Raw genomic sequence first — 14,111 nt, 5'->3', positions numbered from 1 at the left:
CTATCGTGGCCGGGTGCAGTTCCAACAGCTTCAGTACTTCGTGGCGGTCGCCGAGACCCGGCATTTCACCCGGGCCGCCGAGCTGGTCCATGTCGCGCAGCCGTCCCTCTCCCAGCAGATCAAGGCGCTGGAACGGGAGTTGGGGGCGGATCTGTTCCTGCGGGCCCGGGGGAACATCACGATCACGGACGCCGGAGAGGCGCTGCTCCCACTGGCCCGGCGCATCCTGGCCGACGCGGACACCGCCCGGCGCGAGGTACAGGAACTGGCCCAGCTCCGCAGTGGCCGGGTCCGGCTCGGCGCGACCCCGAGCCTGTGCACGGGCCTGGTCCCGGACGTGCTGCGGGCCTTCCACGACCGCTATCCGGGCATCCAGCTGCTGATCGAGGAGAGCGGCTCGCACGATCTCGTACGCGACCTGGCGCGCGGCGCCCTCGACCTCGCCCTGGTCGTGCTCCCGCTGCCCACGCCGTCCCCGGCGCTCACCACGGTGGAGCTGCTGCGCGAGGACCTCGTGGTGGTCTCGTCCCCGGACGCCCCCGCGCCCGGGCGGGGCCGGCGCACCGTACGCGTCCCGGATCTGGAGGGCGAACGCCTTGTGATGTTCCGGCACGGCTACGACCTGCGGGAACTGACCGTGGCCGCCTGCCGCGCGGAGGGCTTCGAACCGGACTTCGCCGTCGAGGGCGGCGAGATGGATGCCGTCCTGGGCTTCGTGCGCGCGGGTCTCGGCGTCGCCGTGGTCCCCCGCATGGTCGCCACGCGGTCCGGCCGCGGGCTGCGGGTGACCCCGCTGGCCCGGCCGGGACTGCACCGCACCATCGCCCTGGCCCATCGCAGCGATGTGGCTCCGCCGCGGGCGGCCCGGGAACTGCAGCGGATGCTGCTGGAGCGCTGAGGCCCGGCGTCCCGGACCTTGAACGCCGACTCGAACGCGAGCCTCGAACGCGGGGGTGCGGCGCCCCGGAAGGCACACCGCACCCCGGCGTTCAGCAGAGCACGCCTGTCAGAGATGCACGCCCGAGTGCCCTCAGCCCGTGGCGTCCACCAGCGCCAGCTCGTGCAGACGGTCCGGCGGACCGGGGCGGGCGTAGTACCAGCCCTGGGCCGTGTCGCAGCCCAGGATCCGCAACTGCTCGGCCTGGGCGCCCGTTTCGACGCCCTCGACGGTGACCGCCAGGTCGAGGCTGTGGGCGAGAGAAACGATCCCTTCGACGATCTTGAGGTCGACGGGGTCGGCCGGGAACTGCTGCATGCCCTGGGTGAAGGAGCGGTCCAGCTTGAGGATGCTCACCGGCAGACGGCGCAGGTTGGCGAGGTTGGAGTAGCCCGTGCCGAAGTCGTCGAGCGCGATGTCGACGCCCATCTCGGCCAGCCGGCGAAGCGGCTTGAGCAGGTCGTCGTCGGCGCCGATCAGCGCGGACTCGGTGACCTCCAGGCACAGCGCGTCCGGGTCGAGGCCCGCGCGTTCCAGGATGTCGACCGTGTCGGAGACGAGCCCGGGATGGGTGAGCTGGCACGGCGAGAGGTTGACGTTGATCCGCAGCGAGCCGGCGTCGGTGTGCCGTTCCTGCCACTCGCGAGCCTGTCTGACCGACTGTTCCAGGACCCAGCGGCCGAGCGGAACGATCAGTCCGGTGTGCTCGGCGAGCGGGATGAAACGGTCGGGGCCGAGGACGCCGTGCTGCGGGTGCAGCCAGCGCACCAGGGCCTCGGCGCCGCGGACGCTGCCGTCGCCGAGGTGCACCAGCGGCTGGTACTCGATGAAGAACTCGCCCCGGTCCAGCGCCGTCGGCAGGGCCGTGGTCAGTCCGTGCCGGGTGATGGCGCGGGCGTCGGCCTCCGGGTCGGCGAGCTCGAAGCGGTTGCCGCCCGCGGACTTGGCCCGGTACATCGTGATGTCGGCGCTGCGCAGCACCTCCGCGGGGCCCCGCTCGCCGGCCGGCCCCTCGACGACGCCGATGCTGCCGCGCACGGTCAGCTCGCGGCCGTCGACGCTGATCGGCGTGACGAGCGCGTTCATGATGCGCCCGACGAGTTCGTCGACCTCGCGCTCGGTGTCGGGTCCGGTGGTCAGCGCCACGAACTCGTCGCCGCCGAGTCGGGCGACCATCTCGCCCGGCGCGGTCGCGCAGGACTGCAGCCGGTCGGCGACCTCGACGAGCAGCCGGTCGCCGGCCGCGTGCCCGAGGCTGTCGTTGATGGTCTTGAAGCCGTCGAGGTCCAGGTAGCAGAGGCCGAAGCGCTGGCCCTCGCCCGCGGACAGCGCCTTCTCCAGGCGCTCGAAGAACAGGGTGCGGTTGGGCAGGCCGGTGAGTGCGTCGTGCGTGGCCTCGTACCGCAGCCGCAGATTGAGCAGCCGGCGCTCGGTGGTGTCCTCCATGAGCGCGAGCTGGTACTGGGGCTGGCCGTCGGCGTCCCGTAGCAGCGACACCGTCAGATTGGTCCACAGGGCGGTGCCGTCGGGCCGGTAGAAAGCTTTTTCGACGTGGTAGTGCTCGCGCTCGCCGCGCACCAACTCGTCGTAGAGACGCCAGACTTGGGGTGCGTCGTCGGGGTGCGTCCAGTCACTGACCCGGCGGCCGCGCACCGACTGCTCGGTGCCGCCGAACATCCGCAGCAGCGCGCCGTTGACCTGGAGGATGTTGCCTTCGAGGTCGGCGATGCCGATCCCTATGGCCGCGCCCTCGAACACGGCGCGGAAGCGGGCCTCGCTCGCGTGCAGGGCCTCGGCGACCACGCTGCGCGCGTTCAGGGCGGCGTGCGAGATGGCCTCCTGCTCGGCCAGCGTCCGCTCGCGCAGCGCCTGTGCGAAACCGGCGGCCATCGCGTGCTGCAGACGTGCGGAACGGGTCCGCAGCGCCTCCTGGGGCCCGCCCTCACCGCAGTACAGGACCAGATAGGCGTCCACGCAGTCGAGTGTGCGGCTGAGCGCCTCGGGGTCCGTGCAGTGGGCCGTGACCAGCGCCCCGCCGATCGCCTTGCCCTCGGCCGCGTCGTACGACCTGGCCCGCAACGCCTCGCTCAACCGGCGGGCGAGCGGCAACAGTTGTGTCTCGAACTCCGGCCGGGTCAGCGACGTGGAGGTGACCGGAAAGACCGCCCGGCTCCAGATCGTCGCGAACCTGCTGAGTCTGTCCTCCGGCCCGTCCGGCTCCGCGGTCACGCCGTGCGCCCCACGCCGGCGAACCCGGAATAGGAATACGGATCCTCTTCCTCGGATGCCGTGTCGGGCCGCCAGTCGGGCATCGGCACCAGTCCGGGTTCCACCATGTCGTACCCCTCGAAGAACCGCGCGATGTCCTCACGCGAGCGCATGATCAGCGGGCTGCGAATGCTCTTGTACACGTCGACCGTGCCCTCGGCCTGCTCCGGCGGGAGCGGAATCCCCTCGTACGACGCGTGCGTGAGGACGAGCAGGCTGCCCGGCGCGAGGGCGTCGCGCAGCTCGGCCACCGCACTGTACGGGTCGTCCGCGTCCTCCACGAAGTGAAGTATGGCAACGAGGAGCAGGGCGACCGGACGGTTCAGGTCGATCAGGCGCTGCACCTGAGGGCTCGCCAGGATCTCCCGGGGCTTGCGCAGATCGGCGGCCACGACGTCCGCGTTCTCGTTGCCCTGCAGCACGGCCTGGCTGTGCGCGACGGCGACCGGGTCGTGGTCGACGTACACCACACGGGCATCGGGGCTGGCCGCCTGGGCCACCTCGTGGACGTTGCCGAACGTCGGGATGCCGGAGCCAATGTCGAGGAACTGGGTGACGCCCTCGCCGACGGCGTGGCGCACGGCGCGGCGCATGAACGCGCGGTTCGCCTGCATGATTTTCGGGAGCCCCGGCACGAACTCCATCGCCCTGCGGGCCGCGTCCCGGTCGACCTCGAAGTTGTGCGAACCGCCCAGGTAGTAGTCGTAGATGCGGGACACACTCGGCACCGTGATGTCGATGCTCCGGGGAGCCCAGGCGGGACGCTCCATCAATCTCTCCAGGCGTAGGCGACGGCTTAGGCGATCCGGTGTTCGAGCTGAGGCTACTGATCGCCCGCCAAAGGAGCGAGCCAAAACGGAAATTGACCATCCGTTCCCGGTCACTGCCTCCGGCACGTGCCGAATTGACACCTTAAGAACCCGCCGCCGGTCCCGCCCGACTATGTCCCGCGCCGACAACGCGATGTGTCCGTGCGCAAACGACCCGAAGCACCACATGCCGAAGGGCCCGCCCCCTCCGTGCGGTGCGGAGGGGGCGGACCTGGGTCGCGCGCGCTGATCCGTTCGTCCGGCACTCTGCTTCTTCGTCCACTCCCTTCCGCGTTCCGTTGCTTCATGTGCGAGGCGATCAACCCTGGGGAGGTGATCTCTACTTCTTCGGCGCGCCGACCGGCTTTCCGTCGGGGGCCATGGCGTACCACGTACCGCCGACGCCCTGACCGTTGGTGTCCCCGGGAGACTTGTCACCGGAGAACGTGTAGGCGGGCCAGCAGTCGACGGTCATCTGCTTGACGCCGTCCGGGCGGGTGAAGCCCATGAGGCCCTTCTTCTCGACACCCTTGGTGTCGTTCGCCTTGACCGGGGCGACGGCGGGCCACTTCTCCAGGCAGGCACCGGCGCAGGCCGACTTCGGGACGGGCCAGGCCTGGTCCTTCAGGAAGCGGTAGACCGTCATGCCGTTCTTGTCGACGACGACCTCGCCGAGCTTCGGGTCGTTGCGGACGGACAGACCCGGCAGGTCGACGGCCGACGCCTTCTTGCCGTCGGGCGCCGACGCGTACCAAGTGCCGCCCACACCCTGGCCGTTGGTGTCCCCGGCCTTGGTGTCCTTCGCGTACCGGTACATGGGCCAGCCGGCGATCGTCAGCTGCTTGGTCCCGTCCGTGCGGGTGACCTCGCCCAGCAGTGCCTTGTCCACACCGGTGGCGGCGGTGGCGCCGTCGGCCGGAACGGGCGGCCAGGTCGCGGCACAGTCCCCGTCACAGCTCGACTTGGGCGGCTCCGCAGTGTCCTTGTCGAAGCGGTACAGCGTGAGGCCGGCGCTGTCGGTGACGACCTTGCCGACCTTGGCGTTCTCGGAAACGGTCAGCTGACCCGCGGTTTCCGCCTTGGCCGCGGAACCCTGCTCGTCCTTGGAATCGGCTCCGTAGCCGTCGCTGGAGCTGGACCCGTAGCCGGCCGCCGGGGCGGCACCGACGTTCTGGCTCCCCGTCGACTGGGTGCCCTGTTCCTGACCGCACGCCGTCGTGAGCGCCAGCACGGCCGCAGCTGCCGCTACGAGTGAGGCGCTCCGCCAGGAGGTCTTCATGTCAACTCCCGCTATATATCGCTTGGGTGTTGCAGCGTCCTATGTGCGCCGCTCATGGCCCTAGGTACGGGCGGGGGCTGCCGATGTGTTCAACCGGCTCTCACATTTCTTTCCGAACCCTGTGCCCCACCCGTCGCCAATAGCGCAGATGTGCGCATCCTGGGCCGTCCGGCGCACCCGTCGTCAAACCATCCGGCGGACCGTGTCCCCCCTTCGGGTCACTTCGTTAAAGCTCCTGCGTGCACAGCGGTGGCCGGGGCCCATGATCTCCGTCGTGCATCAACCCAAAAGGACCCGAACCGCCCTCGCCGTAAGGGTGTTGGCGCTGCTCACGCTGGCCTGGATCCTCGGTGGCGCGCCGGCCGGCGATGCGGTCGCCGACTCGTGCGCGTACGCCTCGGTCGGCCCGGACGGCGAGGTGGACGCGGTGGCGGTCGCCGGGGCGGGCTGGTGCAGCCCGCCCCCGTCTCCGCCGCCCTGCCCGAGTCCCACGCCGACACCGACACCCGAGCCGACGCCCCCGCCACCTCCGAAACCCCCACCACCCCACCGACCGAAGCCGCCACCCCCGCCGCACTCCCCGAAACCCCGGCCCAGCCTCGTGGCACCGGCGCCGCCGCCACCGCGGCCGGCTCCCGTCCCCACACCGACCCGCAAGCCCAGGCCGAGCCCGCACCCCATGGTGTCGCCGTCCCCGGTGAGTTATCCGGCGTACCACCCCTCGCCGCGCAAGCACCAGCCCCGCGGCGGGCCGCCGCTGGTCTCGCTCACCCTGCTCATCACCGCGCCCGCGGTGCTCGCCGTCGCTGCACTGCGTCCGCGCTGACCCCAGGAGACACCCTTGTCGGATTGGCTTGTTCTCACCCTCGCGATGGCGGCCGCGTGCATCGTCGTCCTCGCCGTGACCCTCGTACGACATCGCACGGCCCGTGAGGACGAGGATCCGTCCGAGACACCGGACGTGATCGAGTACATGACGATGATGATCGGCGTGGTGTACGCCATCGTCCTGGGCCTTGCCATCGCCGGCGTCTGGGAGGCGCGCGGTGTCGCCCAGGACCATGTGCAGGCGGAGGCCCAGGCGCTGCACGAGATCTCGGAGCGGGTCCGGGTGTACCCGCCCGACGTCCGTGACGGCATTCGGGACGATGTCAACACCTATGTCGGTCATGTCGTGACCACCGAGTGGAAGACCATGGCGGACAAGGGGGAGGTCACGCCGCGCGGCGCCGAGCTGTTCGCCCGGATCCGTCAGGACGTCACCGACTACCAGCCCAGGACGGACTTCGAGGCGCAGGCGTACCAGCCGCTCGTCGACCAGGTCACCGCCGCGGACGACGCCAGGAGCGCACGCGCCGGGGCGACGGGGGCGACCATGCCCGGCGTGGTCTGGTTCGGGCTGATCACCGGAGCCGTGGTCACCGTCGGCATGATCTTCGCGCTGCAGATCAGACGCACCCCGCGCGAGCTGCTCCTCGCCGGTCTCTTCTCCGCCCTGATCGCCTTCCTGCTCTTCCTGATCTGGGACTTCGACGCGCCCTACAGCAGGGGGATCGCCGCCTCCGCGGAGCCCTTCCTCGCACTGTTCCCGCACGCCCGGGGTTGACGGGCCCTCAGCAGGACGCTCCCGCCGGGGGACGGACGCCACGCCGCGTCCGTCCCCCGGCTGCACGTACGGGGTCCCCTGTGCGGCCCACACGCTTGCCCCATTCGCGCGACTGCGATCGCGCCCGCGCCCACACCTTCCTAGCGTTTCAGACATCGAGGTGCATTTCTGACGCAAGCGGAAAAGGTCCGCAGCAGGCTCCTCGGGGACCCGGAGGCTCACCATGCACGCGATACGCGTCGCTTCGGCCGCACTGCTGGGCGTGACCGCCCTGACCTTCACCGCACCCGCCGCCGTCGCCGGCGACACGAACAACAACATCACCCCGTTCGGCTTCAGCGTTCAGCCCTCGACCATCGCCGCGGGCGGTCAGGTCTCGCTGGTGCTGAGACGGGACGGGGGCTGCCGGGGCCATGCCACGGTCACCTCGGGGGTCTTCGACACCGTCACCATCCCGAAGGGGCAGTCCCAGGCCACGGCCACGGTCGACTGGGACGCCAAACCGGGTGCCGTCTACCAGGTGACGTTCACCTGTGACGGCGCGAGCGGTCACACGGACATCAGCATCGCCACCGGGCGCACGAGCAATCCGACGCATGAACCGGCGCCCGTGCAGCGCGGCGTGCGCGCGGGTGTCGGCGGCAGCGTCGCCGGCTTCGATCTCCAGGAGATCGGCCTCGGTACCGCACTCATCGCGGGGTCCGTCGGCGCGGCCTGGTACATGTCTCGCCGCAGGAGCGCCCCGGGCGACTCCTGACGGCACAGCCGCACCCCAGCCCTTGGCCCCGGAACCTCTCAGGAGGTTCCGGGGCCAAGGCCTGTCACGTGCGTGCTCCGAGGGGGCGGCGCGTCAGACCCTCTTCTCGGACCTGCGGCGCATCCAGAACACCCCGCCCCCGACGGCGGCCGCGGCCACGAGGCCGCCGCCGATCGCCATGTCGGTGGGCGTCGCACCGCTGGAGGTGCTGCCACCGAGACCACCGCGGACACCGCCGATGACGGTGAAGGCGGCGGGCCGGGTCAGGCTCCGGCGCTCGCCGCAGTGTGCCGTGATGTCGTACGAACCCGGTCGCGCGTTGCGGTCGATGGTGACCGTGGCGCTGGCGGTGTTGCCGCTCACGTGGCGCAGCGGCACGGTCGGGAAGACCGGCGAGGAGATGGTGCTGCCGGACATGTGGCAGGAAGAGCCGTCCACCGTGACGGTGAGTTGGCCGCCCCGCGCGATGACGCTGGGCATGGCGACGATGTTGCTCGGACTGTCCCACGCCGAGGCCGCGGGGGCTGCGAGCCCCACGACCGCGGCCGCGACGGCAGTAACCGCCAGGGCACGAGTTGTACGCATGTGATCCTCCGCGGAAGACGCCCCGGGAACCGTCCCCGGTCGATCGGCGAGAAAGCGCCTCCCAGACTGACCCTCAGATGCCCTGCACAGAGCCGCATTTCGGGAATGGTCCGTCCTGGTGAGAAGACACGCCGGGAGAATTCCATGCAATGGGATATTGCCGCAGGTCACGGACCGTCAGAAATTTCCTGCCCCCGGCAACTCGGATGGCGCATGACGGATACTCACCACCACCCGTTCGCACCTTCCCCCGTCGCCTGCCCGGCAGGGTGCGCTTAGCGTTCTCATATGCGCGACGGACGCGGCGACGGCCGCGTCGAGAGGGGATTGCGAATGTACGCGTCCGAGCTTGCCGAAGAGGAGGAGCAGCAGAAGAAGCGCGCGCCGTGGGGCGTGATAGCGCTTGTTCTGCTGACCGGCCTCGCCCTCATTCGGAATGGTTCGGGGGAGTTCGATGTCGGGCCGCCCCAGCCGGCGTCCGCGGCCGCCGCGGACACCCACGCCCGGACCGGCACCTTCGCCAAGAAGGCGCCGCAGCCGCTGCCGTACTCCGTGGTCGACCGGGTCAGGATCCCCGCCATCCAGGTCGACGCCCCCGCCATGCCCGTCGGCCTGGACGCGGACGGCTGGGTCGACGCGCCGCCGCCCGACGATCCGAATCTCGCGGGCTGGTACACCGGTGCCGTCTCGCCCGGCGAAAAGGGCACGGCCGTGGTCGTCGGCCATGTGGACAACAGACTCGGCCCTGCCGTCTTCTACGGGCTCGGTGCACTGAAGAAGGGAAACCGGGTCGAGGTCCAGCGCAAGGACGGGAAGACCGCCGTATTCGAGATCTACGGAATCGAGGTCTTCGCGAAGTCCAACTTCCCCGGTGATCGAGTCTACGGAAACAAGGGAACCCCGGAATTGCGGGTCATCACCTGCGGGGGCGGTTTCTCGAAGCAGCACGGCTACGACGGAAACGTCGTCGTGTTCGCCCGCCTGCTCGAGGTGCGCTGAACGCACTCCGAACGGGCGGGCGGGCCGGTCCGTGTGCCCGGGCCGAAGGACCGCCCGGGCACCGCACACGTCCCCCGGTTTCTAGGTGAATTGCCGCCGGGGCACGGTGATGTGATAGCCGGAATCCAGCAGCTCCGGAAGATAGTCGCGCAGTGCCCGTACGCTCTGCGAGCGGTCGCCGCCCGCGTCGTGCGAGAGCACCACGACACCGGGTGCGGCGCCGCGCTCGACGCGGTCGACGATGGTGCCGGTCCCCGGGGTCGTCCAGTCGAGCGTGTCGACCGTCCACGCCAGGGGTTCCATGCCCATCTCCGAGCCGAGCTGGAAGGCCGCCCGGTTCCAGGCGCCGTAGGGGGCGCGGAACCAGACGGGCGGCTCGCCGTAGGCCTCGTCGATGACCTCGCAGGTGCGCTCCATCTCGGAGCGGATCCTGGAGCGGGAGAGCTGGGTCAGCAGCGGGTGGCTCCAGGTGTGGTTGCCCACGATGTGTCCGTCGTCGGCCATCTCGCGCAGCAGGTCCTTGTTGTCGACGGCCATCTCCCCGCACACGAAGAACATCGCCCGGACGTCGTGTTCCCGCAGGGTGCGCAGGATGTCGGGGGTGTACCGCGGGTCGGGTCCGTCGTCGAAGGTCAGCACCATGCTGCGGCCGCGCCCGGCCATGCGCAGGAACGGCTCGTGCCGGACGACGGTCTTCGCGGGCGTGTGGTGCGGCGCACCGTACCCGGCGATGGGCTGGAGGCGGTAAGCGGAGGGCTTCAGCGCGCGGCGCGCCTGAGGACCCGGGACCGGGGCGGTTTGCCGCACCGGGGGCGCGGCCGGGTCGGCGGTGAGCAGGCGGGCCGTGCCCGCCGCCCCGGCCGCACCCAGCACGGCGGCGCCGGCGAGCAGCGCCCGGCGCCGCGTGAGCAGCTGATCCTTTTTCATGACTCATCAGTCGCCCATTTGACCGGCGGGGCGGCTCAGCAACACCGGTACGGGCCCACGAAAGCACCCACCTGGACCAGCTCAGCGGCGGCGCACCAGCGGGAAGGGCAGCGTCTCACGAATGGTCCGTCCGGTGAGGAACATGACCAGCCTGTCCACGCCGATGCCCAGTCCTCCGGTGGGCGGCATCGCGTACTCCAGGGCGTCGAGGAAGTCCTCGTCGAGCTCCATCGCCTCGGGGTCTCCCCCGGCGGCGAGCAGGGACTGCGCGGTGAGCCGTCGGCGCTGCTCCACGGGGTCGGTCAACTCGGAGTAGGCGGTGCCGAGTTCGGTGCCGAAGGCGACGAGGTCCCAGCGTTCGGCGAGCCGTGGGTCGGTGCGGTGCTGACGGGTGAGCGGGGAGACGTCGGTCGGGAAGTCCTTGTAGAAGGTGGGCAGCTGGGTGCGTTCCTCGACCAGCCGTTCGTACATCTCCAGGACGACGTCACCGCGCGCGTCGTCCGCCGTGTACGGGACGCCGGCACGGTCGCAGAGGCGGTGCAGGGTCGCGAGCGGGGTGCCGGCGTCGACCTCCTCCCCCAGGGCCTCGGAGACGGCGCCGTACAGGGTCTTGACCGGCCAGGGCCCGGAGATGTCGTACTCGGTGCCGTCCTTGCGGGCGACGGGAGTGCCGAAGGCGGCGGTCGCCGCGCCCTGGATCAGCTCGCGGGTGAGGTCGAGCATCACGTCGTAGTCGGCGAAGGCCTGGTAGGCCTCCAGCATCGTGAACTCGGGGTTGTGCTTGTAGGAGACGCCCTCGTTGCGGAAGGTGCGGCCCATCTCGAAGACCTTCTCCAGGCCGCCGACGCACAGCCGCTTCAGATAGAGCTCGGGGGCGATGCGCAGATAGAGGTCCAGGTCGTAGGCGTTGATGTGGGTGGTGAAGGGCCGGGCGTTGGCGCCGCCGTGGATCTGCTGGAGCATCGGGGTCTCGACCTCCAGATAGCCGCGGTCGAGCAGGCCCTGGCGCAGCGCCTGTACGGCGGTGGAGCGGGCGCGTACGACCTCGCGCGCGTCGGGGCTGGACACCAGGTCGAGATAGCGGCGGCGCACCTTCGCCTCCGGGTCGGCCAGGCCCCGCCACTTGTCGGGCAGCGGGCGCAGGCACTTGCCGGTGAGCTGCCAGGACGTGACGAAGACGGTCGGCTCGCCCTGGTCGCTGGTACCGGTCTCGCCGGTGGCGGTGATGTGGTCGCCGATGTCGATGTCGGCGGTGAAGCGGTCGAGCGCGGGCCCGGACCGCTCGCGGGTGAGGGCGAGCTGGAGGTCGCCGGACCAGTCGCGCAGCACCGTGAAGACGATCCCGCCGAAGTCGCGGACGAGGATGACGCGGCCGGCGACGGTCACGGGCACGCCCGCCGGTTCGGCACGGGCCTCGGTTGCGGTGTGGGTGCGCGGCGGGATGACCACCGGGTAGGGGTCGGTGCCGTCGGCGCGCAGCCGGTCGAGCTTGCGGTGCCGGATGCGGACCTGCTCGGGCAGCCCCGCGGCCGGATCGTCGGCCCCGGCCTCGTCCCCTCCGTCGAGGCCGAGGGCCGACAGCGAGGGCAGCCCTTCGGTGGACGCGGGCTTCGGTCCGCTCTTCGCGTGCCCCTTGCCCCAGAGCTTGCGCAGCGAGGGCACGGAGACGAAGCCCTCGGCGATGCCGGACGCCAGGCCGATCCGGGCGAGGGCGCCGGTCTCGCCGTAACAGATGAAGCGGGGGTACCACTCGGGGTGGTACTTGGCGTTGGAGCGGTAGAGGGCCTCCAGCTGCCACCACTTGGAGAAGAACAGCAGCAGCCGGCGCCAGAGTCTGAGCACCGGTCCTGCGCCGATCCGGGCGCCCTCCTCGAAGACCGAACGGAACACCGCGAAGTTGAGGGAAATGCGGCGCACGCCGGCCTTTCCGGCGACCGCGCACAGTTCCGCGACCATGAACTCCATGACGCCGTTCGGGGCGCTGCGGTCACGGCGCATCAGGTCGAGGGAGACGCCGTCGCGGCCCCAGGGCACGAAGGAGAGCAGGGCGAGCAGCTTGCCGTCCGGGCCCAGCGCCTCGACGAGGAGGCAGTCGCCGTCCGCGGGGTCGCCGAGCCGGTCGAGGGCCATCGAGAAACCGCGTTCGGTCTCGGTGTCCCGCCAGGCGTCGGCCCTGTCGACGATCTCCTCCATCTCCGGTTCGGTAAGGGTGGCGTGACGGCGTACGCGGCAGGTGGCGCCCGTGCGTCGCACGCGGTTGACGGCCTGTCGGGCGACCCGCATGTCACGGCCGGCGAGGTCGAAGTCACCGATGTGCAGGATCGCCTCGTCGCCGAGCTGGAGGGCGCCGAGGCCGGCGCGGGCGAACGCCTTGGCGCCCTCCTCCGACGCGCCCATGGCGGCGGGCGCCCAGGCGTAGCGGCGGGCCACGTCGAGCCATGCGCCGATGGCGTGCGGCCAGGCCTCGCGGTCGCCGACGGGATCGCCGCTGGCGAGACAGACACCGGCTTCGACGCGGTAGGTGACGGCGGCCTTGCCGCTGGGCGAGAAGACGACGGCCTTGTCGCGGCGGGTCGCGAAGTAGCCGAGCGAGTCGTCGGCGCCGTAGGCCTGCAGGAGGGCGCGGATACGGGCCTCCTCGTCGCCGTGCAGGGCCGCTTCGAGGCGCTGGGAACGGAAGAGCGTGGCGGCGGAGTTCAGCAGGGCGAGGGCGCCGAACAGGCCGAGCACGAAGTACAGGGCGCGCGGCGGGCGTCCGTCGAAGGAGCGCCCGGAGACCAGCCCGCCGCAGACCCGGTTGGCGGCCCACAGCAGCCGTTGGCCGCGCGGCAGTGTGCCGGGGAACAGCTCGACCAGGCCCCAGCCGGCCAGGATCGCCACAGCGAGCCCGGCGAACAGGACGGCCAGGGCCCGCCACGCGGCGCCGCGCCGGTGGGCCGCGTAGAACTCCTTGCGGGCCACGATGAGCAGCACCAGCGCGAGCCCGCACATGACGAGGGACGGGACCGACTCCGCGTACAGGCCCAGCGCGACGCCGGCGCTGTCGTCGAGGACCAGGAGCCCGAGATAGACCACGACCAGCCACCAGGCGGCCTTCTTGCGGGCGGCGGTCGCGGCGGCGAGCAGGAAGAGGAAGACGGCGTAGGCGAGGTTGGCGCTCACCGGGACGATCAGCAGGTCGAGAAAGCGCACCACGGGGCCGAGCAGCCGGCGCAGGGGGGCGATGAAGGCCAGCAGGGCGCAGAGCAGCGCGAGCGCGCCGAAGAAGACCGCGAAGCCTTCGGGCACCTTGCTGAGGAAGCCGCTTCGGGACGGGGGTATCGGTCCCGTGGCGTCCTTCGGCGCGGCCTCCACGGTGGCACTCATGCCTTCGACTGTAGGAAGACCTGGCCCGCGCCGCCCGTCGAGCGGCCGCGCGGCCACTCGTTGCTGCCCGCGTGGCTCCCGGACCTGGGGGTTCCGATAACCTCGCAGCCGTGACGGAACACCAGCACTCGCATCGGTTCGAGCGGGGCACGGACGGTCCCAAGGTCATCCTCGTCGGCGTGGACGGCTCCGACTCCTCGCTTCGCGCGGCGTCGTATGCCGGTGGCCTGGCCCGACGGCAGCGGGCCCTGCTCGCCGTCGTGTACGTCCAGCCGGTGATGGCCGCGGGAGCGGCGCTCGGCGTGCCGGTCGCCGAGACGACCGACGAGATCGCCGAGGACCTCGTCGCACAGATCCGGGATTCCGCCGAACGGGTGAAGGGCATATTCGATGTCCGCTGGGAGTTCCACACCTTCCGTGGCGACCCCTACAACGGCCTGGTGACGGTGGCGGACGAACTCAAGGCGGACGCCGTGGTGGTCGGGGCGTCCGAGCAGGCGGGCCACCGGATCGTCGGGTCCGTGGCCATCCGGCTGGTGAAGGCGGGACGCTGGCCGGTGACGGTCGTGCCGTAACGG

12 protein-coding genes are annotated in these 14,111 nt (G+C 71.0%); 6 read left to right on the top strand and 6 right to left on the bottom strand.

The window, feature by feature from the left end; translation table 11 throughout:
- Positions 1-13: 13 nt before the first annotated feature.
- On the top strand, positions 14-898 hold the full coding sequence (locus ACFWM2_RS03335) for a LysR family transcriptional regulator (protein ID WP_383272456.1): 885 nt from the start codon (positions 14-16) through the stop codon (positions 896-898).
- A gap of 132 nt (positions 899-1,030) precedes the next feature.
- Here ACFWM2_RS03335 and ACFWM2_RS03330 read toward each other — a convergent pair whose 3' ends face one another.
- From ACFWM2_RS03330 to ACFWM2_RS03320, 3 genes are all read right to left on the bottom strand, one after another.
- Entirely contained in the window at positions 1,031-3,166 is a 2,136-nt protein-coding gene (locus ACFWM2_RS03330) for a putative bifunctional diguanylate cyclase/phosphodiesterase (RefSeq protein WP_383272454.1), read from the bottom strand.
- On the bottom strand, positions 3,163-3,975 hold the full coding sequence (locus ACFWM2_RS03325; protein ID WP_383272451.1) for an SAM-dependent methyltransferase: 813 nt from the start codon (positions 3,973-3,975) through the stop codon (positions 3,163-3,165). Before ACFWM2_RS03325 ends, ACFWM2_RS03330 begins: the two co-directional genes overlap by 4 nt.
- Before the next feature lie 379 nt (positions 3,976-4,354).
- Positions 4,355-5,293 (bottom strand): SCO0930 family lipoprotein, encoded by a 939-nt coding sequence (locus ACFWM2_RS03320; protein ID WP_383272449.1) that lies wholly within the window; start codon positions 5,291-5,293, stop codon positions 4,355-4,357.
- Between the two features lie 679 nt (positions 5,294-5,972).
- Between ACFWM2_RS03320 and ACFWM2_RS03315 the strand changes: the two genes are divergently transcribed.
- From ACFWM2_RS03315 to ACFWM2_RS03305, 3 genes are all read left to right on the top strand, one after another.
- The gene (locus tag ACFWM2_RS03315; protein WP_383272447.1) at positions 5,973-6,119 is read left to right on the top strand and encodes a hypothetical protein; all 147 of its coding nucleotides are present in this window, start codon (positions 5,973-5,975) and stop codon (positions 6,117-6,119) included.
- A 15-nt stretch (positions 6,120-6,134) separates the two neighbouring features.
- Positions 6,135-6,899, top strand: a complete 765-nt coding sequence (locus ACFWM2_RS03310; protein WP_383272445.1) for a hypothetical protein — start codon at positions 6,135-6,137, stop codon at positions 6,897-6,899.
- Between the two features lie 223 nt (positions 6,900-7,122).
- A complete protein-coding gene (locus tag ACFWM2_RS03305; protein WP_383272444.1) occupies positions 7,123-7,656 on the top strand; it encodes a hypothetical protein in 534 nt (177 codons plus the stop codon).
- Between the two features lie 93 nt (positions 7,657-7,749).
- On the opposite strand, the gene ACFWM2_RS03300 is transcribed toward ACFWM2_RS03305, so the two are convergent.
- Positions 7,750-8,241, bottom strand: a complete 492-nt coding sequence (locus ACFWM2_RS03300) for a hypothetical protein (protein WP_383272442.1) — start codon at positions 8,239-8,241, stop codon at positions 7,750-7,752.
- Between the two features lie 333 nt (positions 8,242-8,574).
- Here ACFWM2_RS03300 and ACFWM2_RS03295 point away from each other — a divergent pair, with 333 nt between their 5' ends.
- Positions 8,575-9,240, top strand: coding sequence for a class F sortase (locus ACFWM2_RS03295; RefSeq protein WP_383272440.1), 666 nt, complete (start codon positions 8,575-8,577; stop codon positions 9,238-9,240).
- Between the two features lie 81 nt (positions 9,241-9,321).
- Here the strand turns inward: ACFWM2_RS03295 and ACFWM2_RS03290 are convergent, their stop codons facing one another.
- Both ACFWM2_RS03290 and lysX read right to left on the bottom strand, forming a co-directional pair.
- Positions 9,322-10,167 (bottom strand): polysaccharide deacetylase family protein, encoded by an 846-nt coding sequence (locus tag ACFWM2_RS03290; protein ID WP_383272438.1) that lies wholly within the window; start codon positions 10,165-10,167, stop codon positions 9,322-9,324.
- Between the two features lie 81 nt (positions 10,168-10,248).
- A complete protein-coding gene (gene lysX / locus ACFWM2_RS03285) occupies positions 10,249-13,533 on the bottom strand; it encodes a bifunctional lysylphosphatidylglycerol synthetase/lysine--tRNA ligase LysX (protein ID WP_383272436.1) in 3,285 nt (1,094 codons plus the stop codon).
- Positions 13,534-13,643: 110 nt separating this feature from the next.
- Between lysX and ACFWM2_RS03280 the strand changes: the two genes are divergently transcribed.
- Positions 13,644-14,108 (top strand): universal stress protein, encoded by a 465-nt coding sequence (locus ACFWM2_RS03280; protein ID WP_383272434.1) that lies wholly within the window; start codon positions 13,644-13,646, stop codon positions 14,106-14,108.
- Positions 14,109-14,111 lie beyond the last annotated feature (3 nt).

It is taken from the genome of Streptomyces sp. NPDC058371, from assembly GCF_042723265.1.
Classification (GTDB): Bacteria; Actinomycetota; Actinomycetes; order Streptomycetales; family Streptomycetaceae; genus Streptomyces.
This window is presented reverse-complemented; position numbering and strand designations above follow the sequence as displayed.

Bases quoted from the DNA above. Each gene is read 5' to 3' on its own strand.
- ACFWM2_RS03325 (WP_383272451.1), bottom strand. From the start codon at position 3,975: ATGGAGCGTCCCGCCTGGGCTCCCCGGAGCATCGACATCACGGTGCCG.
- ACFWM2_RS03320 (WP_383272449.1), bottom strand. From the start codon at position 5,293: ATGAAGACCTCCTGGCGGAGCGCCTCACTCGTAGCGGCAGCTGCGGCC.
- ACFWM2_RS03315 (WP_383272447.1), top strand. From the start codon at position 5,973: ATGGTGTCGCCGTCCCCGGTGAGTTATCCGGCGTACCACCCCTCGCCG.
- ACFWM2_RS03305 (WP_383272444.1), top strand. From the start codon at position 7,123: ATGCACGCGATACGCGTCGCTTCGGCCGCACTGCTGGGCGTGACCGCC.
- ACFWM2_RS03300 (WP_383272442.1), bottom strand. From the start codon at position 8,241: ATGCGTACAACTCGTGCCCTGGCGGTTACTGCCGTCGCGGCCGCGGTC.
- ACFWM2_RS03295 (WP_383272440.1), top strand. From the start codon at position 8,575: ATGTACGCGTCCGAGCTTGCCGAAGAGGAGGAGCAGCAGAAGAAGCGC.
- ACFWM2_RS03290 (WP_383272438.1), bottom strand. From the start codon at position 10,167: ATGAAAAAGGATCAGCTGCTCACGCGGCGCCGGGCGCTGCTCGCCGGC.
- lysX (WP_383272436.1), bottom strand. From the start codon at position 13,533: ATGAGTGCCACCGTGGAGGCCGCGCCGAAGGACGCCACGGGACCGATA.